At 67.0% G+C, this 25,818-nt stretch carries 23 protein-coding genes; 11 read left to right on the top strand and 12 right to left on the bottom strand.

Annotation, left to right across the window (positions count from 1 at the left end; genetic code table 11):
- Positions 1–37 precede the first annotated feature (37 nt).
- Both AC1RQG_RS23345 and AC1RQG_RS23350 read right to left on the bottom strand, forming a co-directional pair.
- Positions 38–1,351, bottom strand: coding sequence for an ATP-binding protein (locus AC1RQG_RS23345; RefSeq protein ID WP_493135017.1), 1,314 nt, complete (start codon positions 1,349–1,351; stop codon positions 38–40).
- A 3-nt stretch (positions 1,352–1,354) separates the two neighbouring features.
- Positions 1,355–2,047 carry a response regulator gene (locus AC1RQG_RS23350; protein ID WP_493135019.1) on the bottom strand — a complete coding sequence of 231 codons (693 nt, stop codon included), beginning with the start codon at positions 2,045–2,047 and terminating at the stop codon, positions 1,355–1,357.
- 193 nt (positions 2,048–2,240) lie between these two features.
- Between AC1RQG_RS23350 and AC1RQG_RS23355 the strand changes: the two genes are divergently transcribed.
- From AC1RQG_RS23355 to AC1RQG_RS23365, 3 genes are all read left to right on the top strand, one after another.
- Entirely contained in the window at positions 2,241–2,852 is a 612-nt protein-coding gene (locus tag AC1RQG_RS23355; protein ID WP_493135021.1) for an outer membrane beta-barrel protein, read from the top strand.
- A gap of 77 nt (positions 2,853–2,929) precedes the next feature.
- Positions 2,930–3,724: a MipA/OmpV family protein gene (locus AC1RQG_RS23360; protein ID WP_493135023.1), complete on the top strand. Its 795-nt coding sequence runs from the start codon at positions 2,930–2,932 to the stop codon at positions 3,722–3,724.
- Positions 3,725–3,726: 2 nt separating this feature from the next.
- The gene (locus tag AC1RQG_RS23365) at positions 3,727–4,434 is read left to right on the top strand and encodes a hypothetical protein (RefSeq protein WP_493135024.1); all 708 of its coding nucleotides are present in this window, start codon (positions 3,727–3,729) and stop codon (positions 4,432–4,434) included.
- Between the two features lie 39 nt (positions 4,435–4,473).
- Here the strand turns inward: AC1RQG_RS23365 and AC1RQG_RS23370 are convergent, their stop codons facing one another.
- Positions 4,474–4,797 (bottom strand): antibiotic biosynthesis monooxygenase family protein, encoded by a 324-nt coding sequence (locus AC1RQG_RS23370; RefSeq protein WP_493135026.1) that lies wholly within the window; start codon positions 4,795–4,797, stop codon positions 4,474–4,476.
- 100 nt (positions 4,798–4,897) lie between these two features.
- Between AC1RQG_RS23370 and AC1RQG_RS23375 the strand changes: the two genes are divergently transcribed.
- A complete protein-coding gene (locus AC1RQG_RS23375; RefSeq protein ID WP_493135028.1) occupies positions 4,898–5,131 on the top strand; it encodes an addiction module protein in 234 nt (77 codons plus the stop codon).
- 298 nt (positions 5,132–5,429) lie between these two features.
- Here AC1RQG_RS23375 and AC1RQG_RS23380 read toward each other — a convergent pair whose 3' ends face one another.
- From AC1RQG_RS23380 to pgi, 4 genes are all read right to left on the bottom strand, one after another.
- Positions 5,430–6,284 carry an SIS domain-containing protein gene (locus AC1RQG_RS23380; RefSeq protein ID WP_493135030.1) on the bottom strand — a complete coding sequence of 285 codons (855 nt, stop codon included), beginning with the start codon at positions 6,282–6,284 and terminating at the stop codon, positions 5,430–5,432.
- 107 nt (positions 6,285–6,391) lie between these two features.
- Positions 6,392–7,861, bottom strand: a complete 1,470-nt coding sequence (gene zwf / locus AC1RQG_RS23385) for a glucose-6-phosphate dehydrogenase (protein WP_493135032.1) — start codon at positions 7,859–7,861, stop codon at positions 6,392–6,394.
- A gap of 143 nt (positions 7,862–8,004) precedes the next feature.
- Positions 8,005–8,898, bottom strand: a complete 894-nt coding sequence (locus AC1RQG_RS23390; protein WP_493135034.1) for an SMP-30/gluconolactonase/LRE family protein — start codon at positions 8,896–8,898, stop codon at positions 8,005–8,007.
- 103 nt (positions 8,899–9,001) lie between these two features.
- Positions 9,002–10,651, bottom strand: coding sequence for a glucose-6-phosphate isomerase (gene pgi, locus AC1RQG_RS23395; RefSeq protein WP_493135035.1), 1,650 nt, complete (start codon positions 10,649–10,651; stop codon positions 9,002–9,004).
- 278 nt (positions 10,652–10,929) lie between these two features.
- Here pgi and edd point away from each other — a divergent pair, with 278 nt between their 5' ends.
- The 4 genes from edd (at position 10,930) to AC1RQG_RS23415 (ending at position 16,316) form a co-directional block, all read left to right on the top strand.
- The gene (edd, locus tag AC1RQG_RS23400) at positions 10,930–12,852 is read left to right on the top strand and encodes a phosphogluconate dehydratase (protein ID WP_493135036.1); all 1,923 of its coding nucleotides are present in this window, start codon (positions 10,930–10,932) and stop codon (positions 12,850–12,852) included.
- A 3-nt stretch (positions 12,853–12,855) separates the two neighbouring features.
- Positions 12,856–13,479, top strand: a complete 624-nt coding sequence (gene eda / locus AC1RQG_RS23405) for a bifunctional 4-hydroxy-2-oxoglutarate aldolase/2-dehydro-3-deoxy-phosphogluconate aldolase (RefSeq protein WP_493135038.1) — start codon at positions 12,856–12,858, stop codon at positions 13,477–13,479.
- A 218-nt stretch (positions 13,480–13,697) separates the two neighbouring features.
- Positions 13,698–14,678 carry a substrate-binding domain-containing protein gene (locus AC1RQG_RS23410; RefSeq protein ID WP_493135040.1) on the top strand — a complete coding sequence of 327 codons (981 nt, stop codon included), beginning with the start codon at positions 13,698–13,700 and terminating at the stop codon, positions 14,676–14,678.
- 18 nt (positions 14,679–14,696) lie between these two features.
- Entirely contained in the window at positions 14,697–16,316 is a 1,620-nt protein-coding gene (locus tag AC1RQG_RS23415; protein WP_493135100.1) for an ATP-binding protein, read from the top strand.
- A gap of 22 nt (positions 16,317–16,338) precedes the next feature.
- On the opposite strand, the gene AC1RQG_RS23420 is transcribed toward AC1RQG_RS23415, so the two are convergent.
- The 3 genes from AC1RQG_RS23420 to AC1RQG_RS23430 are packed head-to-tail and all read right to left on the bottom strand — an operon-like array spanning position 16,339 to position 18,306.
- Positions 16,339–17,301, bottom strand: coding sequence for a GGDEF domain-containing protein (locus AC1RQG_RS23420; RefSeq protein WP_493135042.1), 963 nt, complete (start codon positions 17,299–17,301; stop codon positions 16,339–16,341).
- Between the two features lie 4 nt (positions 17,302–17,305).
- Complete coding sequence (locus tag AC1RQG_RS23425; protein ID WP_493135044.1) at positions 17,306–17,932, bottom strand: chemotaxis protein CheC; 627 nt, start codon at positions 17,930–17,932, stop codon at positions 17,306–17,308.
- Positions 17,933–17,937: 5 nt separating this feature from the next.
- A complete protein-coding gene (locus AC1RQG_RS23430; protein ID WP_493135046.1) occupies positions 17,938–18,306 on the bottom strand; it encodes a response regulator in 369 nt (122 codons plus the stop codon).
- Positions 18,307–18,505: 199 nt separating this feature from the next.
- On the opposite strand from AC1RQG_RS23430, the gene rpiA reads away from it, so the two are divergent.
- Together rpiA and AC1RQG_RS23440 are read left to right on the top strand one after the other, a co-directional pair.
- Positions 18,506–19,183, top strand: a complete 678-nt coding sequence (gene rpiA, locus AC1RQG_RS23435; protein WP_493135048.1) for a ribose-5-phosphate isomerase RpiA — start codon at positions 18,506–18,508, stop codon at positions 19,181–19,183.
- Positions 19,184–19,202: 19 nt separating this feature from the next.
- The gene (locus tag AC1RQG_RS23440; RefSeq protein ID WP_493135050.1) at positions 19,203–19,598 is read left to right on the top strand and encodes a hypothetical protein; all 396 of its coding nucleotides are present in this window, start codon (positions 19,203–19,205) and stop codon (positions 19,596–19,598) included.
- A gap of 40 nt (positions 19,599–19,638) precedes the next feature.
- Here AC1RQG_RS23440 and AC1RQG_RS23445 read toward each other — a convergent pair whose 3' ends face one another.
- On the bottom strand, positions 19,639–19,911 hold the full coding sequence (locus AC1RQG_RS23445) for an oxidative damage protection protein (RefSeq protein WP_182152168.1): 273 nt from the start codon (positions 19,909–19,911) through the stop codon (positions 19,639–19,641).
- 35 nt (positions 19,912–19,946) lie between these two features.
- Entirely contained in the window at positions 19,947–21,257 is a 1,311-nt protein-coding gene (argA, locus tag AC1RQG_RS23450) for an amino-acid N-acetyltransferase (protein ID WP_493135052.1), read from the bottom strand.
- A 55-nt stretch (positions 21,258–21,312) separates the two neighbouring features.
- Between argA and hrpA the strand changes: the two genes are divergently transcribed.
- Entirely contained in the window at positions 21,313–25,812 is a 4,500-nt protein-coding gene (hrpA, locus tag AC1RQG_RS23455; protein ID WP_493135054.1) for an ATP-dependent RNA helicase HrpA, read from the top strand.
- The last annotated feature ends 6 nt before the right edge of the window (positions 25,813–25,818 follow it).

Here is a 25,818-nt window from a genome sequence, read left to right on the forward strand (position 1 = left end):
CGGTCGTCTATTTCGTGGACGACCTGCCCGAGTGCCTTCACGCCATCGGCAAGATGAGCAGGAAGCGTGCGCCGCCCAGGGTGGAACGGTCGACCGACAGCGTACCCCCATGAAGCTCGACGGCCTTGCGGGCGATGGCCAGGCCGAGACCATAGCCGCCAACGGCGTGGTCCTGCTCGCGTTCGAGCCGGTGGAACGGCTCGAACACCCGTTCTCGCGCGTCCGGCGGGATGCCGGGACCATCGTCCTCGACGGCGATGTGGACCGCGTCCGGGCCTGCCCGTTGGGCTGACAGCACGACCCGGCTCTGCGCGTATTTGGCGGCGTTGCCCAGCAGGTTGGCCAGCGCGCGCGCCAGCAGGCGCCGGTCGGCGTTGACCGGGCCGATGCCGGCGGCGATCGCGCTGTCGAACCGGCGCGCCGGCTGGGCGGCCGCCGCGTCGTCCAGGCAATCGCGCAGCAGCGCGTCGAGCGCGTATGGCTGGCGCACGGGCGCCGATTGATGGTCGAGCCGCGTGAGGCTGAGTAATTCGTTGACCAGCGCGTTCAGTTCGTCCACATCCGCCTCCAGTTCCGCCAGCCGCGGCGCCAGCGCCGGATTGGCGGCGTCCTTGCGCAGCAGCTCCAGACCGAAGGCCAGCCGCGCGATCGGCGTGCGCAACTCGTGCGACACGGCGTGCAGTAAGTGCTTGCGCGCTTCCAGCAGCTGGCCGATGCGTGCGGCCATGTCGTTGAAGCGGCCCGCCAGCGGCGCCACGCTGGAGCCGGCCGGCGGCGTGGCGCGCGCGTCGAGCTGGCCGGCACCGAACGCGTCGGCCGTGCGCGACAACTGCTGCAAGGTGCGCCAATGCGCGCGCGACCACCAGGCGATCGGCACCAGCAGGCACAGGGCGACGATGACGAAGCGGATCGCCTCCATGCCCAGCGCCTGGCCGATGTCGATCGGCAGCTTGCGCGCCAGGATCACGTCGTGGTCGCTGTCGATGTAGCGCTGGCCATCGCGGTCCACGCGCCGGTATAGTGCCTTGTCGCCGACGTCGATGACGATGGCGCCGTCCAGCAGCGCGGCGCGCTTGCGCCCGGGTAGCCGCGCCAGCGCGGCCCGCAGGGGAATCAGCTCGATCTCGGCGCCCGACACTTCGCGCACCTTGTTGAGCCGCGCCAGCCATTCGTCGGCGGGGGCGCGGTCGATGTATTGTTCCAGCAGGAAGATCTGGCCGGCCGCCTGCCGTTGCGCCAGCTGTTCGAGCGGGTCGCCGAACAGTTGGCGGAAGGTGAGGTAGATGACGACGGTGGCCAGGGTGATGGCCAGCATCACCAGCACCACGAAGCGCCGGAAGATGCGGTTCACGCGCTATTCCCAGGCCGATGGGCTGAACAGATAGCCCTCGCCCCAGACGGTCTTGATGCGCTCGGCGTCGGCGTCGTCGAACTTGCGGCGCAGGCGCGAGACGCAGTTGTCGATGCTGCGGTCCAGGCCATCGAACTCGATGCCGCGCAGCTTGATCAGGATGTCGTTGCGCGACAAGACCTTGCCGGCCGAATCGGCCAGGATGGTCAGCAGCTTGAATTCGACGCCGTGCATCGGCACTTCCACGCCGCGCCACCAGACGGTGCGGTCGGCGCGCGCGATGCGCAACGCGCCGGCGCGGAATTCCGCCTCGTCCCCGGCGCCGGCCAGCGGACGCTCGCCGCGCCGCAGCAGGGCGCGCAGGCGGGCCAGCAGCACGCGCGGCTGGATCGGCTTGTTGACGTAGTCGTCGGCGCCTTGCTCCAGGCCCGAGACCTCGTCGAACATGTCCTCGCGCGCCGTCAGGATCAGGATCGGCACATCGCTGTGCTGGCGCAGCTGGCGGCACACCACCATGCCGTCCATGCCGGGCAGGGTCAGATCCAGCACCACCAGCTCGGGCCGGGTGGCCTGGAAGCGGGCCAGCGCCTGGTCGCCGCGGCCGACCACGTCGACCGTGAATTCATACGCATCGAGATATTCCTTGACCAACCCGGCCAGTCGGGCGTCGTCCTCCACCAGCATCACACGCAGCATCGGGCCTCCAGTTTTGCCGGTATTGTAAAGGAGCGAACGCGCCGGATGGGTAATTTGGCAAGTTTGTACATATCAGTACATTTTTTATACAAATAGCCGCGACAAATTGACGACAATTGCGGCACACGGGCAGGCGGATTTCCGTCGGTGGCGGGGCTACGATGCGGGCTCTTACCTCAACCGGACTGGAACCATGAAAAAATTCTTCTGCACCGCCCTGACCACCGCTGCCGCCGTTGTCGCCGTCGCCGCCTGCGCGCAAGCCCAGGCCGAGGACTTCTACCTTGGCGTGGCCGTCAGCCCCGCGTATTCGGGCAAGCTCGATGCTGTGATCGATGGCAAGGCCACCCATATCGACAGCAACAAGGGCGAGACCCCGCTCAAGCTGTTCGGCGGCTACCGCATCACGCCGGCATGGGGTGTGGAGGCGGGCTACCAGGGGGCGGCCGGCGCGATCAAGTTCGATGCGCCGGCCGGCACCCAGGTCAACGTGAGCGAGAAGCTGACGTCGGCGTACGTGGCCGCGTCGGGGACGATGGCGCTCAGCGCCGACTGGTCGCTGATCGGCAAGCTGGGTGTGGCCAGGGTCAACGTGAAGTCGGCGCTGTCGGGGCCGGAGTTGCAGACCGACCAGGTCAGCCGCACCATCCACAAGAACAGCTTGTACGCCAGCGTCGGCGCGGCCTATGCGATCACGCAGAACCTGTCGGTGCAGCTGGAGCTGGAGAACCTGGGCAAGGTGCGCGATGAAGGCTTGACCTACAACGCCAACCGTTTTTCGCTGGGGCTGCGCTACGGTTTTTAAGGCCGCTAAGGCGGTGTAACTGGAGGAGGCGGCTTGGCTGGGCGCCTCCTTGATTTGATTGGAGACGGAGTTTGTTGATGAACCTATTGCGCCCGCGCCCCCTGCTGTCGCCGCTGTTGCCGCTGCTGCTGTTGCTGGGCGCGGCGCTGCCGGCGCTGGCCCAGAATCCGGGCGCCTTGCTGCCCGACGGCAGCAGCGACATGTATGTGGGCGTCGGCGTCAGCACCAGCTCGGCCGTCACGCCGGGCACCGAGAGAACGGTGCGCGCGGTGCTGCTCATGCAGGTCTTGTGGAGCAACGGCGTGTTCATCGACAACGGCGTCACGCTGGGCAAGCATATGTCCGCGACGCCAGGCATCGAGTACGGACCCTACCTCACCCGCAGCGAGGAGCGCCATCCCGGCGACAGCCGGGCATTGGCCGGCACGCGCGACATCAGCGGCACGCTGGACGTGGGCGGTTTTTTCAACTACTACCTGGACAACCGCACCATCGCGCGCAGCGGCCTGCAGTACGACAGCAGCGCGCGCGGGCTGTCCGGCTACCTGAGCCTGCAGCATGTACTGCCCGAGATCGCGCCGCATCACACGGTGGCGCTGTCGCTTGGCGTGAGCGCGGCCAATGGCGGCGTGATGCGCGAGCAGTACGGGGTGTGGGCCGATGGCACGGCCAATGCGCCACGCAGCTACCGGCCGGTGGGGGGCGTGATGAGCATGCGCGCCACGGCCAGCTGGAACTGGAGCCTCGGTAAGAGCTGGATCATGAGCACGCATCTCACGGCCAGCCGCCTCGGTGCGCCGGCGGCCGGCAGCCCCATCGTCAGCCGCCGCGATTTCCTCAGTTTCTCGACCGGCGTGGGCTACCGCTTTTAGCAATGGGGCCGCTCCTCCGCCTTCTGCTCCTCGCCGTCCTGCTGCTGCAAGCGACGGCGCCGGTGCGGGCCGGCGAAGGCGAGTCGGATTGGGCCGCATACCGCGACCTGTATCGCCAGATGATCTGGTTCGAGAAATACGGCAAGCCGAAGCACTTTTTACAGAATTTGTTGCGCCTGCGCCCGCGCGACAAGAACGTCGCCATGGACGGGCTGCGCCTCACGCTGCGCAGCAAGAACGGGGATCTGAACCTGCCGCTCGACGGCCTGGGACAGGCAGTGTTCCCATTCTCCAAGGCCGCCTTCGACGACAACGCGGAACTGGTCTTTAACCGCAAGCCCGGCCAGCTGGAGGCGACGTCGTGGGTTTCCATCGTCAGCCGGCCGGATGGCGTTTATGAGGCGGCCGATTTGCGCGCCGCCTGCGACCAGTTGCTGGCCTACCTGCGCTATTCGGGCGAAAGCTGGGCTGGCGGCAAGCGTTGCGTCGGGGTGCAGTTCGCCTACGGACGCGGCGATGCGCAAGCGGAGGTGCGCTTCCGCAAGCCCGACCGTGGACAGTTACCGCTGCCGACCAGGGAGGGCGCGGCCTTCCCTGGCGATGTGGTGCCCAATTTCCACCTCTTCATTTACCGCTTCGCCACCTTGCCGGAGCAGGGCCAGCTGGTCACGCGCGACACGCCGCTGGCGATCGCGCCGCTGTTCGAGTGAGCGGGAGGGCGGGACGCGATCGACGGACGGGCTATCGGATCACAAAGCGGAAAAATCGTAATCGCGCTCGACGCGGCAAATGCGGGTCTTGTACGCGCTGTACCACGCCTCGCGGCCGCGCTGCTGCGCGGCCTGGTGCGCCGTGTCGCGCTTCCAGGCGGCGATCGATTCCAGGCTGTCCCAGTACGAGACCGTGATGCCGACTGTTTCGCGCGCCGATTCGACGCCGAGGAAGCCAGGCTGGCGCGCCGCCGCCGCCGCCATGGCGTCGGCCATCTTGCCGTAGCCGTTGTCGCCGTCGGTGCGCAGCGACGTGAAGATGACTGCGTAGTAGGGGGCGGGCGGGGTTTGGGCTATCGACATGGGCAACTTCCTGAATGGACGGGAATTGCGCATTATGTCATCGTTCCAAGCGGAGAAAACGAAGCGTGACGTAGAATGGAGGTCCACTGTTGGAGGCTCCATGATGAACATCTTGCTTTCCGAACTGGAGAAAATAGCTGTTGCGCTACCGGCTGATGAGCGTGTGCGGCTTGCAGATGTGTTGTTGCAGTCGCTGCAAGCGGCGCCGATAGCCGAAGTTGAAGCGGCTTGGAATGAGGAAATAGGCAACCGTCTTGCCGCGTTTGAACGCGGTGAGCTAAATGCGTTTGCGGCCGAGTCGGTCTTTGCGGAAGCGCGTTTGCTGACCAGATGAAACGCGCCCGGTTTCTGCCGCAAGCGAGGGAAGAATTTCTCGCTGAGGTGGCTTATTACAACACCGTGCGAGCGGGGACGGGGATCCGGTTTGTCGCGGCAGTTGAGGCGGCGGTTGCTCGTGCCTTAGCCTTCCAATTTCGGGCGCGTCGGTGGGGCCGGCGCGCCGGATGGTGGTCAAGCATTTTTCATTTTCGATTATTTATCGCGATGAACCCGATAGCATCTTGGTGATAGCGGTCGCCCATCGCTCCCGCCGTCCTGGCTATTGGCGTCATCGTACAGCTACTTAAAGCGCGTCAGCCGATGAAGGAATCGAACTGCAAATCGAATTCCTGCAGCGCCTTCTGGGCGTTCTGCATCTTCTTGCGGAATTCCGGGCCGCGCTGCAGCGCCAGTCCCACCGCCAGCACGTCGATCACCACCAGGTAGGCCAGCCGCGCCGAAATCGGCGTGTACGGGTCGGTGTTGAAGATCAGGTCGATCGGGATCAGCACCGTCGCCTCCTCGGCCAGCGGGGTGCCCGAGGGCGCCATCACGATCACGTCGGCGCCGCCACGGCGCGCCAGCTTGGCCGAGCGCACCAGCGGCGGGCTGTTGCCACGCTGCGAGATGGCCACCACCGCGTCGCCGGTGCGCAGCAGGGCGGCGGCGATGGCGTGGATGGCCGGGTCGGCGTAGGCCACGGTCGGCACGCCGGAGCGGAAGAACTTGTGCTGCGCGTCCGCCGCCACGATGCCGGACGTGCCCTGGCCGTAGAACTCGATCTTGTTGGCCTTGGACAGGATGTCGAGCGCCTTCTGGATCGCCTCCGGGTCGAGGTTGTTGCGCAGGTCCAGCAGCGTGTTGATGGAGCGGCTGCAGATCTTGTTGACCAGGTCGGCCGCCAGATCGTCCTGCGCCGGCTGTTCGTTCAGGCCGGGCAGGGCCAGCGCCAGGCCCTGGGCCAGCTTGAGCTTGAACTCATGCCAGCCGTCGTAGCCCAGCGTGCGGCAGAACCGCACCACGGTCGGCTCGGACACCTGGGCGCTCCGGGCCAGCGCCGTGATGTTCTGGTTGACCGTCTGCGCCGGCTGTTCCAGCACGGCCAGCGCCACCTTGCGCTCGGACTTGGACAGCGAATCGAGCTGGGTGCGGATGGAATCGAGCAGCATTCTTCTTTCAATCTTCTGGCAAGGGTGAAGCAGGGGTTTCGCGGTGCACCGCACCGCGCCTGCGTAACGGTCTGGCCATGCATGGCCAGACTCCTTGCGCTTCCAAATTAGTCTTCGGGAAGCGCTTCTTCGCGCCACTGCAGGCCGTCGCGGCCGATCAGGGCGGAGGCGGCGGCCGGGCCCCAGGTGCCGGAGGCGTACGGAATCGGCATGGAGTCGTCCTGCTCCCAGTTGTTGAGGATGGGTTCGACCCACTCCCACGCCGCTTCCAGTTCGTCGCCGCGCATGAACAGGGTCAGCTGGCCGCGCAGCACGTCCAGCAGCAGGCGCTCGTAGGCGTCCATGCGGGGCGATTTGAACGATTCGCGGAAGTCCAGTTCCAGTTCGACCGGTTTCAGGCGCATGCCGTCGCCCGGCGTCTTGGCCATCAGGTTCATGCGCAGGCCTTCATCGGGCTGCAGGCGGATCACCAGCGAATTGGGCTGGAAGCTCGACGTGGGCTGGTTGAAGATCGAATGCGGGATGTGCTTGAAGCGCACCACGATCTCGGCCAGCGAGTCGGCCATGCGTTTGCCGGTGCGCAGGTAGAACGGCACGCCGGCCCAGCGCCAGGTGTCGATCTCCGCCTTCATGGCGACGAAGGTCTCGGTGCGCGACTGCTCGGGCGCATCCGGTTCGTCGCGGTAGCTCGGCACGGCCTTGCCGTCCACGTGGCCGGCGCGGTACTGGCCGCGCACGATGTTCTGCGCCAGCGTGGTGGGGGTGAATTTCTTCAGCGAGCGCAGCACCTGCAGCTTGGCGTCGCGCACGGCGTCCGGCGCGATCGAGGTCGGCGGCTCCATGGCCACGATGCACAGCAGTTGCAGCAGGTGGTTCTGCAGCATGTCGCGCAGCGCGCCCGAGGTGTCGTAGTAACCCATGCGGTTGCCCACGCCCAGTTTCTCGGCGATGGTGATCTGCACGTCCGAGATCCATTCGCGGCGCCACAGCTGCTCGAACAGGATGTTACCGAAGCGCAGCGCCAGCAGGTTCTGCACGGTTTCCTTGCCCAGGTAGTGGTCGATACGGTAGATCTGCGATTCGGCGAACACCTTGCCCACTTCGGCGTTGATCTGCTTGGCCGAGGCCAGGTCGCGGCCCAGCGGCTTCTCCAGCACCACGCGCGAGTTGGCCGTGACCAGGCCGTTGGCGGCCAGGTTGTCGCAGATTTGCGAGAACAGGTGCGGCGGCGTGGCCAGGTAGTAGACGCGGGTCACCGGGTCGGGGCGCAGCGCGTTGATCAGCGGGCCGTAGCTGTCCACGTCGGTGGCGCTCAGCGAGACGTAGACGATGCGCGCCGTGAAGCGCGCCCACGCGTCGGCCGTCACGGCCGGCGATTTGATGTGCGGGCGCGACGTGGTTTCCACCGTGTGCAGGAACGCGTCCTGGCCGTAGTCCTGGCGTCCCACGCAGATGATGCGCGCCGTAGGCGGCAAGTCGTTGGCGACGTCGCGCGCGTACATCGCGGGCAGCAGTTTGCGCATTGCCAGATCGCCGCTGCCGCCAAACAGAACCAGGTCAAAATCGGTAAGAGCCATAATGTGTGTGTGATCGCAAAAGTGGTGGTGCCGGAAGGATGCTGCCTCAATGTAAATTTACTACATGAAAAGCGGCAACGCAAGAAATTTTACTACAATGTGTGCAGGCTCAGGGTCCGACCCTCGGGGCAGACCCTGGTTTGCTATTCGATGTAAGCCGGTTCAACCCGCCCCGCCACATCCACCCGTACCGACAGGACGCGGCCCGTGTGCGGATATTGTTCCGCCTCGCCGGCCGGGCGCTTGTAGCTGGCGCTGGTGATGTACAGCGTGCGCAGGTCGTCGCCGCCGAACGCCACCATCGTGGGGCAGCGGGCGGGCAGCGCGATTTCGTCGAGGATTACGCCGTCCGGGGACAGCTTGAGCACGCGCGCCCCTTCGAACATGGCGCACCAGTAGTTGCCGTCGCTGTCGACGGCCGCGCCGTCCGGGCGGCCGCCGTAGTTGTGCGTGCGGTCGGTCGAGAACTGCATCAGCGTGCGCGGCTCGGACACGCTGCCGCTGGCCAGGTCGTAGGCGTAGCGGGTGATGCGGTGCGCCGTCGTGTCGCTGTGATACATGGTGTGCTGGTCGGGACTGAATCCGAGGCCGTTCGAGACGGTCATGCCGCCCGACCAGACCTTGCGCACCTCGCCCTGTTCGAGCACGTACATCTCGGCCGCCTGGCGGTCGCGCGGCTCATAGATGGTGCCGACCCAGAAGCGGCCCGCCGCGTCGGCGCGGCCGTCGTTGAAGCGGGTGGTGGCCGTGTCGTAGGGCGCCGGCGCGATGTCGGTCAGCTCGCCGCTGTCCGTGTTCAGGTGGACGAAGCCGCGGCGCAGCGCGACGATCAGGCCGCCGTTCTCGTTGCGCGCCAGCGCCGACGGCTCGCTCGCCATCGGCCACTTGCGGTGCGCGCCGGTGGCCGGCACCAGCCGGTGCACGGCGAAACCCTCGATATCGACCCAGTACAGGGCCTGTTCCCCGGGATGCCACAGCGGGCATTCGCCGACCTGCATGACGGCGTCGAAGGCGGGGATGATCTCGTATTTGCTCATAACATTGCTCGAAGGAGGCTAGGGGTCTGACCCCGGTGTATGGGGTCAGACCCCGGTTTTCGGATTGACCCCGGTGTATGGGGTCAGACCCCGGTTTTCGGATTTACAGGTGCTGCGCGGCCTTGGCCATGATAATCAGGCCGTTGGTCGAGCTGTCGTGGCGCTCGGGCGCGATCTCGCCCGTCAGCTCCGCGTGGATGTTCTTTGCCAGCACCTTGCCCAGTTCCACGCCCCATTGGTCGAAGCTGTTCACGTTCCACAGCACGCCCTGCACGAAGGTCTTGTGCTCGTACAGCGCGATCAGCGCGCCCAGTAGCGGCGGCGTGAGCTGGTCCATGAGGATGGTGTTGCTGGGGCGGTTGCCGGGGAAGGTCTTGTGCGGCACCAGCGCCTCGATCTGCTCGGCGCTGAGATGTTGCGCGCGCAGGTCGGCCCGCACCTCGTCGGCCGTCTTGCCCGTCATGAACGCTTCCGACTGGGCGAAGCAGTTGGCCAGCAGCGCGTCGTGGTGGCCCGCCAGGTCGTGGGTGGGGCGCAGCGCGGCGATGAAGTCGATCGGCGTCACATCCGTGCCCTGGTGCAGCAGCTGGAAGTAGGCGTGTTGGGCGTTGGTGCCGCATTCGCCCCACACCACCGGGCAGGTGGGCACGCCCACGTCGGCGCCGTCGCGCGTGACGCGCTTGCCGTTGCTTTCCATGTCGAGCTGCTGCAGGTAGGCCGGGAAGCGGCTCAGGTCCTGGTGGTAGGGCGCGATCGACAGCGAGCTGCAGCCGAGGAACTGGCGGTTCCAGAAGCCCACCAGGGCCAGCAGCACCGGCATGTTCTCGGCCAGCGGCGCGGTTTGGAAATGCTCGTCCAGCGCGTGCGCGCCGGCCAGGAAGTCGCTGAAGTAGCCAAAGCCCACCGACAGCGCCACGGCCAGGCCGATCGACGACCACACGGAATAACGGCCGCCCACCCAGTCCCAGAACGGGAACATGTTGGCCGGGTCGATGCCGAACGCCTTGATCGCCTCCGTGTTGGTGGATACGGCCACGAAATGGCGCGCCAGCGCGTCCTCGCCGGCGCCGCGCAGGAACCAGCGGCGCGCGGTCTGCGCGTTGAGCATGGTCTCGGCGGTCACGAAGGTTTTGGAGGCGACGATGAACAGCGTCGTCTCGGGATTGACCTGTTCCAGCACGGCGTCCATGTCGTGGCCGTCCACGTTGGAGACGAAGTGCATCTTCAGGCGCGGGTGCGCGTACGAGCGCAGCGCCAGGCACACCATCTTCGGACCGAGGTCGGAGCCGCCGATGCCGATGTTGACCACGTCCGTGATGGCCTTGCCGGTGTGGCCGGTCCAGGCGCCGCTGCGCACGCGGTCGGTGAAATCCTTGATGCGGTCCAGCACCGCGTGCACGTCGTGCGCCACGTCCTGGCCGTCGACCACCAGTTTATTGCCGCGCGGCATACGCAAGGCCGTGTGCAGCACGGCCCGTTGCTCGGTAAGATTGATCTTCTCGCCCGCGAACATGGCGTCGCGCTGGCGCTCCACGCCGCGCTCGCGCGCCAGGTCCAGCAGCAGCTCCATGGTGGTGGCGTCCAGCCGGTTCTTGGAATAGTCGAGGAACAGGCCGGCCGCGTCCACGGTCAGCTTGGGAAAGCGCTGGGCATCCTGGGCGAACAGGTCGCGCAACGTCCACTGGCGGGCCGTGGCGGCATGGGATTCGAGGGCCTGGAAGCTGGCCGTGGCGGAGAGGGAGGGCAGGCGCATAATAGTTGGCGTCGGTTGGCGTCGTAATGTGGCTGGGGGCGAAAAGCGCACCGGACAGCGGTGGCTTGCGGTTCGGATGGCTAATAATACATGAAAAACAGGTAAATTCACTACACTTTCGTGCGCGGCCTTACGCGGCATGGGTTTCCTTCACCCGTCCCTTAGGCCGGATCGGGCTGTTTTTGCATGGCTGTGACAAAAAAGATGCGATAAAAGATCGGAATGTCGGAATTTTTGTAGTAAAATTTCACCGAATTCTTCATTCATAAGGAACGATCATGGCGGTGCATCCTGTACTTGAAACCGTAACGGCGCGGATTATCGCGCGCAGCAAACCTTCGCGCGGCGCCTACCTGGCCCACCTGGAGGCGGCCCGCGTCAAGGGCGTGCAGCGCGGCGCGCTGTCGTGCACCAACCTGGCGCACGGCTTCGCCGCCTTCCCGGCCAACGACAAGCTGGTGCTGAAGGAAGTGAAGAAGCCTTCCGTGGCCATCGTCTCGGCCTACAACGACATGCTGTCGGCGCACCAGCCGTTCGAGAGCTTCCCCCGCATCATCAAGGAGGCCGTGCGCGAAGTGGGCGCGGTGGCGCAGTTCGCCGGCGGCGTGCCGGCCATGTGCGATGGCGTGACCCAGGGCCAGCCCGGCATGGAACTGTCGCTGTTCTCGCGCGACGCCATCGCCATGGGCACGGCCGTGGCGCTGTCGCACAATATGTTCGACTCGGCCCTGTACCTGGGCGTGTGCGACAAGATCGTGCCGGGCCTGCTGATCGGCGCGCTGCACTTCGGCCATCTGCCGGCCGTGTTCGTGCCGGCCGGCCCGATGACGAGCGGCCTGTCCAACTCCGACAAGGCCAAGGTGCGCCAGCTGTACGCGCAAGGCAAGGCCACCCGCGAGGAACTGCTGGAAGGCGAGGCCAAGTCCTACCATGGCGCCGGCACCTGCACCTTCTACGGCACGGCCAACAGCAACCAGATGCTGATGGAGGTGATGGGCCTGCACCTGCCGGGCGCCGCCTTCATCACCCCCGGCACCCCGCTGCGCGACGCGCTGACGGCGGCCGCCGCCAAGCGCGCGGCCCAGATCACGGCCCAGAGCGACAACTATCTGCCGGTCGGCCACATCGTCGACGAGAAGTGCATCGTCAACGCCATCGTCGGCCTGCTGGCCACGGGCGGCTCGACCAACCACACGCTGCACCTGGTGGCCATCGCCAAGGCGGCCGGCATCGTGATCGACTGGGACGACTTCAATGAACTGTCGGCCGCCGTGCCGCTGCTGACGCGCATCTACCCGAACGGCGAGGCCGACGTGAACCACTTCCACGCGGCCGGCGGCACCGGCTTCGTGATCCGCGAACTGCTGGACGCCGGCCTGCTGCACGACGACGTCACCACCATCCTGGGCAAGGGCCTGCGCGCGCACTGCGGCGAGCCGTTCCTGTCGGAGGACGGCCAGGGCGTGGTGTGGCAGGCGTCGCCGCTGGAATCGGGCGACGAGGGCGTGCTGCGCAAGGCCAGCGCGCCATTCTCGGCCGACGGCGGCATGGTGCTGGTCAAGGGTAACCTGGGCCGCGCCGTGATGAAGGTGTCTGCCGTCAAGCCGCAGCACCGCTCGGTGGAAGCGCCGGCGCTGGTGTTCAACTCGCAGGAGGAGTTCATGGCCGCCTACAAGGCCGGCAAGCTCGATCGCGACTTCGTGGCCGTGCTGCGCTTCCAGGGCCCGCGCGCCAACGGCATGCCGGAACTGCACGCGCTGACCCCGGCGCTGGCCAACCTGCAGGACGCCGGCCGCCGCGTGGCGCTGGTGACGGATGGCCGCATGTCGGGCGCGTCGGGCAAGGTGCCGGCCGCGATCCACGTGTCGCCGGAGATCCTGGCCGGCGGTCCGCTGGGCCTGGTGCGCGACGGCGACATGATCCGCCTCGACGCGGCCACCGGCGCGCTGGAGGCGCTGGTGCCGTCGGACGAGTGGTGCGCGCGCGCGCTGGCCACGGCCGACCTGTCGCCCAACGCCGTGGGCATGGGGCGCGAATTGTTCTCCATGTTCCGCGCCAGCGTGAGCGCGGCCGAGCAGGGCGCCACCACGTTCGGGCTGCCGTCGCCGATCCCGACCACGGTCGGCCTGCATGACGCCGACCCGGTGGGCAACACCGTGCCCGGTTCCGATGAAGATTTCTCGATGAAGAAAGAAGCCTAAGCCATGACCATGACTCTGCTCGATATTATGCGTACCTCGGCCGTGATCCCCGTGATCGCGATCGACGATCCTGAACATGCCGTCCCGCTGGCGCGCGCGCTGGTGGCCGGCGGCATCCGTGTGCTGGAAGTGACGCTGCGCACCAAGCATGGCCTGGGCGCGATCCGCGCCATGTCGGCCGTGGAAGGCGCCATCGTCGGCGTGGGCACGCTGACCCAGCCCGAGGAATTCGCCGCCGCGCGCGACGCCGGCGCCGTGTTCGGCGTCTCGCCCGGCCTCACGCCGGCCCTGATCGCGGCCGCCAAGAGCAGCGGCCTGCCGCTGCTGCCGGGCGTGATGACGCCGTCCGAAGTGATGGCCGCGCGCGAGCACGGCTTCCAGCAGTTGAAGCTGTTCCCGGCCGTGCCGGCCGGCGGCGTGGGCATGCTGAGCGCCATCGGCGGCCCGCTGCCGGACGTGACGTTCTGCCCCACGGGCGGCATCTCGCAGGAGACGGCGTCGCAGTTCCTGGCGCTGAAGAACGTGGCCTGCGTGGGCGGCTCGTGGTTGACGCCGAAGGACGCCATCGCCGCCGGCAACTGGGACCGCATCACGGACCTGGCCAAGGCGGCCAGCAGCCTGCGCTGACCTTACCGGGATCGCTCAGGAAAACGACGCCGCGTGCGTCGTTTTTTTTTGATTTTTTATATGGTGCATTCTTTGTTGACAGCCATGCACACATTCCAAGTTTTGTTTGACGGCCACCCATGCCGGGAGTAAAACAGTACTTGCACACGTGAACTTTCTTCGCCGGGGAGAGGTGCCGTGAAATCCATCCTGTTGTCACTACCCATGAGAGAGCCAAGATGAAGCGTCGCTCGTTCCTGCGGCATGGCGTGGCGTGCGCCATGGCGTTCAGCGCCTTGTTCGGGGGCGGCCAGGCTGCCGCGGCTGGCAAGGAGATCGTGTACATCACGGCCAAGCTGGACTTGCCGTTCTGGGGCACGATGGGCAAGGGGGTGGAATCGGTCGCGCTGGCCAACGGCTACACCTACCGCGTGCTGGACAGCCAGCTCAATCCGCAGACCCAGTTGCAGCATGCGCGCGAGGCCATCGCGCGTGGCGTGGCCGGCATCGTGATCTCGCCCGTCGACAGCCAGACCGCGCCCGACACGCTGGAGCTGGCGCGCAAGGCCGGCGTGCCGGTGGTGATCGCCGATATCGGCACCAACAGCGGCCAGTACGTCTCCTACATCAAGTCCGACAACTACCGTGGCGCCTACGAGGTGGGCACGGCGGTGGCGGCCGCGCTCAAGGAAAAGGGCTGGCAGGGCGATCCCTACGCGCTGGTGACCATTTCGCTGGCGCGCAAGAATGGCCAGGACCGCTCCAACGGCTTCCGCGACGCGATGAAGGATGCCGGCATCACGCACGAAGGGGGCCTGCGCCAGATGCAGACTTACTCGGCCGACGAGACCAGTGGTTTCGTCAAGAGCCTGCTGGCGGCCACGCCCCGGCTGCGCAGCATCTTCGTCGAAACCGACCAGCCCACGATGGGCGCGCTGCACGCCATCAAGGCCGCGAAAAGACAGAACGAGGTGCTGGTGGGTTCGTTCGACGCCATGCCGGAGGTGGCGGAGCTGCTCAGGACCGGGCCGCTGGTGGCGTGCGGCATGCAGCAGCCTTACCTGATGGGGGTGAAGTCGGCGGAGGCGCTGGTCGAGAGCCTGCATGGCAAGGTGCCGCCCAAGCAGATCATGGTGCCCATCCTGGTGGCCACCAGCAGGAACATCGGGCAGCTGATGCCCGTTGCGAACAAGACGGTGTTCGGCATCGATGCCAGGTAGGCTGAAACCACTGTGGCCATGCGCCTCCCGCACCTGAAGATCGGCCAGCGCCTGGCGTTCGGCTACGGCTTCGTCATCGTGCTGCTGATCGCGATGACACTGGTGGGCATCGCCAGGCTGGGCGCGTTGAGCCGCACGACGGACGAGGCGCTGCGCGACAAATACCCGAACACACTGCTGGTCAATGAGGTCATCGGTGAATTGGGCGAGGTCGCGCGCGCCATGCGCAACACGCTCATCATGACCGAGCCCGATCAGATCAAGGGGCAGCTCGACGACATCGCGCGCGCCAAGGTGCGCGTGACGGCGTTGATGAACCAGCTCAATGCGAACGTGCGGGACGGGGCGGGCAAGGAGATCCTGCAAGAGATCGAGATTATCCGCTCTGCCTACACCTTCAACCAGGAGGAATTCATCGCGCTGCTGGCCGACGGGCGGCACGGCGAGGCCAAGAACCTGCTGCTGGTCGATCTGGACCCCTACCAGACCGACTACTTCCGCGCGCTGGGCAAGTTGCAGCAGCACGAGAGCGCGCTGATGGAGCAGGCCAGGCGCGAGATCGGCTCGTCCTACCAGCGGGCCCGCGTCGTCATGCTGGCGCTGAGCGCCTTCGCGGCGGCGCTCAGTGTCGTCATCACCTTCGGCATCACGCGCTCGCTGCTGCGGCAACTGGGCGGCGAGCCCGATTACGCGACCGCCATCGCGCGCCAGATCGCCGCCGGCCACATGGACGTCGACATCGCCCTCGCGCCGCGCGACCGCGCCAGCCTGCTGTATGCGATGAAGGTCATGCGCGACCGGCTGGAGGAACGCACCTTCGCGCTGCAGGAGACCAATGCGGAACTGGAGCAGTCGCTCGAATCGCTGAAGATGACGCAGGACGACCTGGTGCGCAGCGAGAAGCTGGCGGCGCTGGGCTCGCTGGTGGCGGGCGTGGCGCACGAACTGAACACGCCGATCGGCAACGGCTTGCTGGCGGCCAGTTCGCTGGCCGACCATGTGCGCCTGTTCGAGGGCGAGATGGCGGGCGGCCTGCGCAAGTCGGCGCTGGAGGCGCATCTGGCGGAGGTGCACCAGGCCGCCGACATCATGCTGCGCAACCTGAACCGCGCGGTGGACCTGGTGGCCAGCTTCAAGCAGGTGGCGGTGGACCGCGCCAGTTCACAGGGCCGCGAGTTCCTGCTCGACGAGGTGGTCACGGAAATCCTGCTGACCCTGTGGCCGTCGCTGAAGAACTGCGGGGTCGCCATCACGCATGAGGTCCCGCCCGGCATCCGCATGCGCAGCTATCCGGGCGCGGTGGGGCAGGTGGTGACGAACCTGGTCAACAACGCCGTCATCCACGGCTTCGACGGCGCCCACGGCGGATGCGTGGCCGTGCGCGCCCGCGCGCGCGACGACGGCTGGGTCGAACTGGAGGTGCGCGACGACGGCGCCGGCATCGCGCCCGAGCACCTGGGGCGCATCTACGATCCGTTCTTCACGACCAAGCTGGGCAAGGGCGGCTCGGGGCTGGGGCTGAACATCGTCTACAACCTGGTGCACGGCGTGCTCGATGGCCGCATCGCCGTCTACAGTGAGCTGGGCAAGGGCACCGTTTTCACCGTGACGCTGCCGCTCGATGCCTTCCATGGTTGACGGCGCTGCCCCCGGAGGAGGGCTAAGCCAGCGCCTGCGCCGCCACGCGGTTGCGGCCGTCGCGCTTGGCCTGGTACAGGGCGCGGTCGGCGGCGTTGATCAGGGCGGCGGCGTCGGCCGTGCTGTCGGCGTGGCGGGTGGCGATGCCGATGCTGACCGTGACCAGCTGCCCCTCGCCGTCCGGCAGGTGAGGGATGGCCAGCTCGATGGCGCGCAGCCGGATCGCTTCGGCCATCTGCCACGCCTGCTCGGCGTCGGTGTCGGGCAGGATGGCGGCGAATTCCTCGCCGCCGTAGCGCGCCACCAGGTCGCACGGCCGCTTGAGCATGGCCGCCAGCGCGGCGGCCACCTGGATCAGGCACTGGTCGCCCTGCGGATGGCCGTAGTGGTCGTTGTAGGCCTTGAAGTTGTCGATGTCGATCATCAGCAGCGACAGCGGTATCCCGCCGCGCCGCGCGCGCCGGTGCTCCTTCTCGATCGCCACGTCGAAATGGCGGCGGTTGGCGATGCCCGTCAGGCCGTCGGAGAAGGTTTGCGAGCGCAGCACCATGGTTTGCTCGCGCAGCAGTTTTTCCCGGCCCACGGCCAGGCTGACGTCGTTGATCTGGATCAGGCAGTGGCGGGCCGCGCCGGCCACGGCGATCGGCGTCACCTCCACCGCCTGCTGCACGCGCTCGCCGCGCGCGGCCGCCGCCGCGCTCGCGTACAGGGGGAACGGGGCCTTGTTCAGGCTTTGCGACAGCAGCGAGGGGAAATTGTCGTGCAGCGCCTGGGCCACGGCCGCGTCCACGCGCTGCCCGCGCAGTTCGGGGAACACGGCCAGCAAGTCACAGCCGGCCACGCTGTCGGCGCTGCGGCCCGTGCGGCGCGCCATCCAGTTGTTCCACAGCACGATGCGGCGTTCGCCGTCGAGCACGATGGCGCCCACGTTCAGGTTGCCCAGCACTTGTTGCAGCAGCATCAGGCGCGCGCCGTCCGTGTCCATGGCGTCAAGCCTGGCCCATCGCGCGCGCGATGTAGAGGTTGATCTGTTCCTTCAGGTCATGCAGGGCGGTGATGTCGAGGATGAAGGCGACGTAGCCGTGGATCTGGTGCTTTTCCAGCACGAAATCGATGTGCAGCATCAGCACGATGGTGTCGGCCACGCTGCCCGAGGCCGTCAGGATCTCGTCGCTGGTGCCCACGTGGTATTCGGGCAGGGTGCCGTGCAGCTCGCGCTGGAAGATGTTGGCCAGCGTGCCGACGCAGGCGTTGAGGATGATGTTGCCGATCTCGCACAGCGCTTCCTGCTCCATCTCCGTCAATTCCTTGAGCGGCACGGCCTCGCCCACCATCAGGCGCACGATCTCCAGGCTCTTGTCCTCGGGGAACATGAGGATCGCTTCGGTGTCGAACGCGCCCGCGTAATGCTGGCTGACGCCGCAGATGCGCTCGGCCGGCACGTCCTGGCCACCCAGCAGGCGGGCCGCCGCCGTGCGCTGCATGAAGCGGATCGAGGGCACCGACATGCGCACTTCCTCGTTGACGATGGCGCTCATGGCCGAGGCCGCCTGTCCGACGCCGATGTTGAAGATTTCGACCAGCGCGTCGTTTTCCAGTTCGCTCAGGTTGAACATGGCGCTCAGGCTTCCAGCACGGCGACCAGCTGGGCGATGCGGGCCTCGGTGATCGGTTTTTCCATGAAGCCGACACCGATCTGGGCCGCCCGCTCGCGCGTGGCGCTTTGCACGTTGGCCGTCAGCAGCGAGATGGCCGTGCCGGGGAACTGCTGGCGCAGCTGTTCGGCGGCGGCCACGCCGCCCATGCCGGGCATGTTGACGTCCATCAAAATCAAGTCGGGCGCCAGCGCGGGCGCGCGCGCCAGCGCCTCCTCGCCGCTGGCCGCCTCCTCGATCGCCCAGTGCGGGTGCAGGGCCGCGATGTACTGGCGCGCCATCATGCGCGAGACGCGGCTGTCATCGACGATCAGTACGGTTTTGCGTTGCTCCATGACGATTCCTGAATGTGACGGGCATGGTCCATTCTCGCACAATCGCGCCCGCCACAGGCCAAGCACGCGGGCAACGTGTGCAAGTGTGCGACAGTGGCGGCGCGTCGGATTGTTCAAGCGCAATTTTTGCGGCAAAAGCGGGCCGGCGGCGGGCGATCCGTTAAAATAGCGCCATTTTCCTACCCACTTAGAAGCAATCATGACTCAAGACGAACTGAAACAGGCGGTCGCCCGCGCCGCCATCGACTACGTGGTCGACGGCGAAATCATCGGTGTGGGCACCGGCTCCACGGCCAATTTCTTCATCGACGAGCTGGCCAAGATCAAGCACCGCATCAAGGGCGCCGTGGCGTCGTCGGAAGCGACGGCCTCGCGCCTGGCCGGCCATGGCATCGCCGTGTACGACCTGAACCATGTGCCCGAGATTTCCGTCTACGTCGACGGCGCCGACGAGATCACGGCCGCCGGCGCCATGATCAAGGGCGGCGGCGCGGCCCTGACGCGCGAGAAGATCGTGGCCTCCGTGTCGCGCCAGTTCGTGTGCATCGCCGACGGCTCCAAGCTGGTCGAGGTGCTGGGCAAGTTCCCGCTGCCGGTGGAAGTGCTGCCGATGGCGCGCGCGGCCGTCATGCGCCGCCTGGCCACGCTGGGCGGCGAGCCGCGCCTGCGCCTGCAGGCCGGCTCCGACCAGGCTTTCATCACCGACAACTGCTGCGAGATCATCGACGTGGTGGGGCTGTCCATCGCCGACCCGCTGACGCTGGAGCAGCAGATCAACCAGATCGTCGGCGTGGTGGCCAACGGCCTGTTCGCCGCCCGTGGCGCCAACGTCTGCCTGCTGGGCACGCCCGAAGGCGTGCGCAAGCTGGCGTTCTGATGCATTGACTGGCCCATCCATGAAACCATCGTCAGTTTCGCCAGTCCTGCTGTCGTCGTGCGCCTTGCTGAGCAGTTTGTTGTTGGGCGGCTGTTCCTGGCTGCCGTCGCGCGCGCGCGAGGACGCGGCGGCCGCGGCCGCCGTCGAGGCCGCGCGGCAGCCGGCGCCGCGCACGGTGGCGGCCGATGGCACGCCGCTGGTGCGCTTCGACGGGGTGGAAATCGAGAAAGTGCCGTTCCAGGCCGGCGTGTCGTCGACCACCGTGGAACGGCTGGCGCGCCAGCGCGGCTGCATGGGCGGCCTGGGCGCCGGGCGCGTCAGCGCGCCGGGGCCGGTCGAGGTTTATCGCATGGCTTGCGATAATGGCACGGTGTTCATGGCCCGCTGCGAACTGCGCCAGTGCCGGGCCATGTGATGCGGGCCGGTCCCGCGCGCGGGGCCGGCCGGCGTTGGTCTTACTCCGTCGGCGGGACGTACCCCTGGGCCGCGTCGGCGCCGTCGCCGAAGAAATGCTTTTCCATCTGCGTGGCCAGGTATTTGCGCGCGCGCTGGTCGGCCAGGTTCAGGCGGTTCTCGTTGACCAGCATGGTCTGGTGCTTGAGCCAGGCGGCCCAGGCTTCCTTCGAGACGGATTCATAGATCTTCTTGCCCAACTCGCCAGGATAGGGCGGGAAATCCAGCCCTTCGGCTTCTTTGTTGAGTTTGATGCAATGCACGGTGCGGGCCATCTGAGTTACTCCTAAAGCGGTAAGGAAAATAAGGATTATAAAGACTTAATCAGCACCTGGGATTTGCGCTGCCAGTTATACATGCGCTGGCGGTCCTTGGGCAGCGCGTCCACGGTGGCCGGCACGAAGCCGCGCTTCTGGAACCAGTGCGAGGTGCGGGTGGTGAGCACGAACAGCTTGGTCAGGCCGATGGCGCGCGCGCGGTTCTCCATGTGCTTGAGGATGCGCTCGCCGTCGCCCTGGGCCTGCACCTCGGGGTTGACGGTCAGGCATGCCATTTCGGCCATCTTTTGTTCCGGGAACGGGTACAGCGCGGCGCAGCCGAAGATCACGCCGTCGTGCTCGATGACGGAGAAGTAGTCGATTTCGCGCTCGATCAGTTCGCGCCCGCGCTTGACCAGCGTGCCGTCCGCCTCCAGCGGCTCGATCAGTTTGATGATGCCGCCCACGTCCTCGATGGTGGCCTGGCGCAGGCTTTCCAGGTTCTCGTGGCTGATCATGGTGCCCACGCCGTCGTGGGTGAACAGTTCCAGCAGGGCCGAGCCGTCCATCGCGAACGGCACGATGTGCGAGCGCTCGACGCCGTTCTCGCAGGCCTTCACGCAGTGCTTGAGGTAGAACGCGGTGGCGTCGGGCAGGAAACCGGCCTGCAGCACGGCCTGGGCCTGGTGCGACGACAGTTCGCGGATCTCCGCGCCGCCGGCGTCGGTCATCATCTCCGTTTCCGTGATGAAGATCAGCTTGTCGGCGTGCAGGGCGATGGCGGCGCTGCAGGCCACGTCCTCCATGGTCAGGTTGAACGCCTCGCCGGTGGGCGAGAAGCCCAGCGGCGACAGCAGCACCAGGCCGTCCGAGCCGAGGATGGAATGGATGGTTTCGGCGTCGACCTTGCGGGTGATGCCCGTCATCTCCAGGTCGACCCCGTCGATCACGCCCAGCGGGCGGGCCGTGATGAAGTTGCCCGAGATGATGCGGATGGCCGCGTGCGCCATCGGCGTGTTCGGCAAGCCCTGGCTGAAGGCGGCCTCGATGTCCAGGCGCAGCTCGCCGGCGGCCTCCTTGGCGCACTCCATGGCGGCCGGGTCGGTGATGCGCACGCCGTTGTGGAAGCGGCCTTCCACGTTGCGCAGGGCCAGTTGCTCGGCCACCTGCGGGCGCGAGCCGTAGACGACGGTGACGTTGATGTCGAGCGCGTGCAGCAGCGACAGATCGTGCGCCAGCACCTGCAGGGCGCCGGCGGCCACCAGCTCCCCGGGGAAGGCGACCACGAAGGTCTTGCCACGAAAGGCGTGGATGTACGGCGCGACCGAGCGCAGCCAGTGGACGAATTGGGTAGGATTTTCCATTTGGCGCATTATAATTCGCTGCGCGACGTCCCGCGCCAAAACCATGTAAAAAACAATGTCAGAAGCCAGCAACAAGCCCCCAGTTACACCCAACAGCCAGCAAACCGCCCAGCCGCGCCACCGGCCAGCCCCCCGCCACCAGCCGCAGCAGGGGCAGCCGCGTCCGCAAGGGGAGCGGCGCGGCGACGGGGCGGCGGCGCAAGGACCGGCGCGTCAGGAGGGGACGGCACGTCCGCAAGGGCAGCCGCGCCAAGAGGGGACGGCTCGCCCGCAAGGGCAACCGCGCCAGGAGGGCGGCGCTCGTCCGCAAGGGCAGCCACGCCAGGAGGGGACAGCCCGTCCGCAAGGGCAGCCACGCCAGGAGGGGACAGCCCGTCCGCAAGGGCAGCCACGCCAGGAGGGGACGGCCCGTCCGCAAGAGCAGCCGCGTCAGGAAGGAACGGCCCGTCCGCAAGGACAGCCGCGCCGTGAGGGGGCGGGGCAGCCGCGCGCGCAGGCCCAGCAGGACGGTCGGCCGCGCAGGGACGGGGCGCGGCCGCGCCTGACGCCGGAGGAACAGGCGGCCAGGGCGGCCGAGGCGGCGTTCCGCAATCCGCTGCCGACTATCACCTTCCCGGAGGACTTGCCGGTGTCGGGCCGCCGCCACGAGATCGCCGAGGCGTTGCGGAACAACCAGGTCATCATCGTGTCCGGCGAGACGGGCTCGGGCAAGACCACCCAGCTGCCCAAGATTTGCCTGCAACTGGGCCGGGGCCAGAACGGCTTGATCGGCCACACCCAGCCGCGCCGGATCGCCGCCTCGTCCACCGCCAAGCGCATCGCCCAGGAACTGGGCTCGCCGCTGGGCGAGCACGTGGGCTTCAAGGTGCGCTTCGCCGACACGCTGAACCGGGGCGCCTCCGTCAAACTGATGACGGACGGTATCCTGCTGGCCGAAACCCAGACCGACCCGCTGCTCAAGGGCTACGACACCATCATCATCGACGAGGCGCACGAACGCAGCCTCAACATCGACTTCCTGCTCGGCTACCTGAAGCAGTTGCTGCCGCGCCGGCCGGACCTGAAGGTGATCATCACCTCGGCCACCATCGACGCCGAGCGTTTCGCGCGCCATTTCGGTTCGCCCGAAAAGCCGGCGCCGGTGATCGAAGTGTCGGGCCGCTTGTACCAGGTGGAGGTGCGCTACCGCCCGGTCGAGCGTGACCTGGTGACGGGCGACGCGCCCAAGCCGGCGGCCAAGGGCGCGCCGGCCAAAGACAACGCACGCGACAAGCGCGACCTGATGGATGCCGTGGTCGACGGTGTGGACGAGCTGTGCCGCATCGGTTCCGGCGACGTGCTGGTGTTCCTGCCCGGCGAGCGTGAAATCCGCGACGCGGCCGAGGCGCTGCGCAAGCACCATCCGCCGCACGTGGAAATCCTGCCGCTGTTCGCCCGCCTGTCGGCCGAGGAGCAGGAGCGCGTGTTCAAGCTGACCAACGCGCGCCGCATCGTGCTGGCCACCAACGTGGCCGAGACCTCGCTGACCGTGCCCGGCATCCGCTACGTGGTGGACGCCGGCCTGGCGCGCGTGAAGCGCTACAGCTACCGCAACAAGGTCGAGCAGTTGCAGATCGAACCGATCGCCCAGTCGGCCGCCAACCAGCGCGCCGGCCGTTGCGGCCGCGTGGCCGACGGCGTGTGCATCCGCCTGTACGAGGAGCAGGATTTCCTGCAGCGCCCCAAGTTCACGGAACCGGAGATTTTGCGCTCGTCGCTGGCCTCCGTCATCCTGCGCATGAAGTCGCTGCACCTGGCGGACGTGGAGACCTTCCCCTTCATCGAGCCGCCGCTGGCGCGCGCCATCGCCGACGGTTACCAGTTGCTGCAGGAGCTGGGCGCGGTGGACGAGTACAACCAGCTGACGCCGCTGGGCCGCAAGCTGGCCAAGCTGCCGCTGGACCCGCGCGTGGGCCGCATGATCCTGGCCGCGCTCGACAACGTGTGCCTGAACGAAGTGCTGATCGTGGCCTCGGCCCTGTCAGTGCAGGACCCGCGCGACCGGCCGCTCGAACACCAGCAGGCGGCCGACGAGGCGCACAAGAAGTTCGCCGACGAGAAGTCCGAATTCCTCAGCTACATCAAGATCTGGAAATGGTTCGAATCGGCCATCGAGCACAAGAAGACCAACCGCCAGTTGCAGGACAATTGCCGCAGCAACTTCCTGTCCCAGCTGCGCCTGCGCGAATGGCGCGACGTGCACTCGCAACTGCTGACCATCGTCAAGGAGCAGGGCTGGCGTCTGAACGACACCCCGGCCACCTACGAGAATCTGCACCTGGCCCTGCTGACCGGCCTGCTGGGCAACATCGGCTTCAAGTCCGAGGACGAGCCGGGCGCCGGCTTCCTGGGCGCGCGTGGCATCAAGTTCCATATCTGGCCCGGTTCCTCGCTGCTGAAAAAGCCGGGCAAGTGGATCATGGCCGCCGAGCTGGTCGACACCACGCGCCTGTACGCGCGCTGCGTGGCGCAGATCCAGCCCGAATGGCTGGAGAAGGTGGGCGGCCACCTGCTGAAAAAATCGTGGGGCGAGCCGCGCTGGGAAAAGCGTTCCGCGCAGGTGACGGCGTCCGAGCGCGCCACGCTGTACGGGCTGGTCGTGTACAGCCAGCGCCGCATCAACTACGGCCTGTTCAACCCGGCCGAGGCGCGCGAGATCTTCATCCGCGACGCGCTGGTGGGCGGCGACTACGACACGCGCGCGCCGTTCTTCGCGCACAACCACAAGCTGGTCAAGGAAATCGAGAACCTGGAACACAAGTCGCGCCGGCTCGACGTGCTGGTGGACGATGAGCTGATCGCCGCGTTCTACGACAAGCTGATCCCGGCCGAGGTGGTCAACGGCGCCGGCTTCGAGAAATGGCACAAGGACGCCACGGCGGCCGAACCCAAGCTGCTGTATCTGAATCGCGACGAGCTGATGCGCCACGAGGCGGCCGGCGTGACGACCGACCTGTTCCCGAAAACGATGGCGGTGACGGGGCTGGAGATGCAGCTGACCTATCACTTCGAGCCGGGCAGCGTGCGCGACGGCGTGACCATGGCCGTGCCGCTGTACGCGCTCAACCAGTTGCCGCGCGAGCGTTGCGAGTGGCTGGTGCCGGGCATGCTGAAGGAAAAAGTGCACCTGCTGCTGAAGTCGCTGCCGCAAAAGCTGCGCCGCCATTGCGTGCCGCTGCCCGATTACGCGGCCAAGTTCTGCGAACGCGTGCAGGAGGCCGGCACCTTCGGGCGCGGCGACCTGATCGACGCCATCATCGCCGACATCCGCGCGCAGATCACGATTTCCGTGCTGACCACGGACTTCAAGCCGGAAACGCTACCGGCCCACCACTTCATGAATTTCAAGGTGATCGACGAGCATGGCCGCCAGCTGGAGATGGGGCGCAACCTGGCCACCTTGCAGGCGGAGTTCGGCGCCCAGGCGCGCGAGAGCTTCCAGAAGATGGCCGAAGTGTCGGGCACGCAGGGCGTGAGCATGCGGGCGCTGGGCACGGGCAGCGCCGCGTCTGCCGCAGGAGCTGGTGCGGGTACGGCTGGCGCTGGCAGGCAGACGCATGGCGGCGCGGCCGCGTCGGGCAAGGGCGCCCAGGGCAAGGGCGGCGCATCCACCGGCGCGGCGGACGCGGCCAGCGGCGGACAGGGGGCCGCCACCAACGGCATCACGCTCACCGGCCTCACCAGCTGGACCTTCGGCGAATTGCCGGAACTGCTGGAAATCGCGCAGGGCAAGCTGACCTTGATCGGCTTCCCCGCGCTCGTCGACAAGCGCACGCATTGCGACCTGGAAGTGTTCGACGATCCGACCGTGGCGGCGCGCACCCATCGCGTGGGCTTGCGCCGCCTGTTCGCGCTGCAGCTCAAGGACCAGATCAAGTTCATCGAGAAAAGCATCCCCGGCCTGCAGCAGATGGGCATGCAATACATGGCCATGGGCACGCAGGAGGAGTTGCGCGACGAGATCATCAACAAGGCGCTCGACATCGCCTGCCTGCAGGATCCATTGCCCATCGACGCGGCGTCGTTCGCCAAGCGCAAGGACGAGGGCAAGTCACGCCTGGTGCTGCTGGTGAACGAGATCGCCCGCCTGCTGGCGCAGGTGCTGACCGAATTCCACGGCTTGCCCAAGCGCTTGCAGGGCTTGCAGCAGCAGGCGGCGGCCGACATGCAAGGTCAGCTGCAGGGCCTGGTCCACAAGCGCTTCCTGGCCGACAACGAGTACAGCCAGCTCGCGCATTTCCCCCGCTACCTGAAGGCCATCAACGTGCGCATCGAAAAGCTGCGCGCCGATCCGGCGCGCGACGCCAAGCTGATGGCGGAATGGCAGCAGGCCGCCACGCCGTATCTGCGCGCCAGCAAGGACCGCCATGCCGGCAAGAACACCGACCCGAAGCTGGTCGAGTTCCGCTGGATGCTGGAGGAATTGCGCGTGTCGTTGTTCGCGCAGGAATTGCGCACGCCGATGCCGGTGTCGGTCAAGCGCTTGCAGAAAGTGTGGGAGTCCATGCAGCGCTGACGCCGC

The organism is Rugamonas sp. GW822-FHT03B10, assembly GCF_058801745.1.

Bases quoted from the DNA above. Each gene is read 5' to 3' on its own strand.
- AC1RQG_RS23350 (WP_493135019.1), bottom strand. From the start codon at position 2,047: ATGCTGCGTGTGATGCTGGTGGAGGACGACGCCCGACTGGCCGGGTTG.
- AC1RQG_RS23355 (WP_493135021.1), top strand. From the start codon at position 2,241: ATGAAAAAATTCTTCTGCACCGCCCTGACCACCGCTGCCGCCGTTGTC.
- AC1RQG_RS23360 (WP_493135023.1), top strand. From the start codon at position 2,930: ATGAACCTATTGCGCCCGCGCCCCCTGCTGTCGCCGCTGTTGCCGCTG.
- AC1RQG_RS23365 (WP_493135024.1), top strand. From the start codon at position 3,727: ATGGGGCCGCTCCTCCGCCTTCTGCTCCTCGCCGTCCTGCTGCTGCAA.
- AC1RQG_RS23370 (WP_493135026.1), bottom strand. From the start codon at position 4,797: ATGTCGATAGCCCAAACCCCGCCCGCCCCCTACTACGCAGTCATCTTC.
- AC1RQG_RS23375 (WP_493135028.1), top strand. From the start codon at position 4,898: ATGATGAACATCTTGCTTTCCGAACTGGAGAAAATAGCTGTTGCGCTA.
- AC1RQG_RS23380 (WP_493135030.1), bottom strand. From the start codon at position 6,284: ATGCTGCTCGATTCCATCCGCACCCAGCTCGATTCGCTGTCCAAGTCC.
- zwf (WP_493135032.1), bottom strand. From the start codon at position 7,861: ATGGCTCTTACCGATTTTGACCTGGTTCTGTTTGGCGGCAGCGGCGAT.
- AC1RQG_RS23390 (WP_493135034.1), bottom strand. From the start codon at position 8,898: ATGAGCAAATACGAGATCATCCCCGCCTTCGACGCCGTCATGCAGGTC.
- pgi (WP_493135035.1), bottom strand. From the start codon at position 10,651: ATGCGCCTGCCCTCCCTCTCCGCCACGGCCAGCTTCCAGGCCCTCGAA.
- edd (WP_493135036.1), top strand. From the start codon at position 10,930: ATGGCGGTGCATCCTGTACTTGAAACCGTAACGGCGCGGATTATCGCG.
- eda (WP_493135038.1), top strand. From the start codon at position 12,856: ATGACCATGACTCTGCTCGATATTATGCGTACCTCGGCCGTGATCCCC.
- AC1RQG_RS23410 (WP_493135040.1), top strand. From the start codon at position 13,698: ATGAAGCGTCGCTCGTTCCTGCGGCATGGCGTGGCGTGCGCCATGGCG.
- AC1RQG_RS23415 (WP_493135100.1), top strand. From the start codon at position 14,697: ATGCGCCTCCCGCACCTGAAGATCGGCCAGCGCCTGGCGTTCGGCTAC.
- AC1RQG_RS23420 (WP_493135042.1), bottom strand. From the start codon at position 17,301: ATGGACACGGACGGCGCGCGCCTGATGCTGCTGCAACAAGTGCTGGGC.
- AC1RQG_RS23425 (WP_493135044.1), bottom strand. From the start codon at position 17,932: ATGTTCAACCTGAGCGAACTGGAAAACGACGCGCTGGTCGAAATCTTC.
- AC1RQG_RS23430 (WP_493135046.1), bottom strand. From the start codon at position 18,306: ATGGAGCAACGCAAAACCGTACTGATCGTCGATGACAGCCGCGTCTCG.
- rpiA (WP_493135048.1), top strand. From the start codon at position 18,506: ATGACTCAAGACGAACTGAAACAGGCGGTCGCCCGCGCCGCCATCGAC.
- AC1RQG_RS23440 (WP_493135050.1), top strand. From the start codon at position 19,203: ATGAAACCATCGTCAGTTTCGCCAGTCCTGCTGTCGTCGTGCGCCTTG.
- AC1RQG_RS23445 (WP_182152168.1), bottom strand. From the start codon at position 19,911: ATGGCCCGCACCGTGCATTGCATCAAACTCAACAAAGAAGCCGAAGGG.
- argA (WP_493135052.1), bottom strand. From the start codon at position 21,257: ATGGAAAATCCTACCCAATTCGTCCACTGGCTGCGCTCGGTCGCGCCG.
- hrpA (WP_493135054.1), top strand. From the start codon at position 21,313: ATGTCAGAAGCCAGCAACAAGCCCCCAGTTACACCCAACAGCCAGCAA.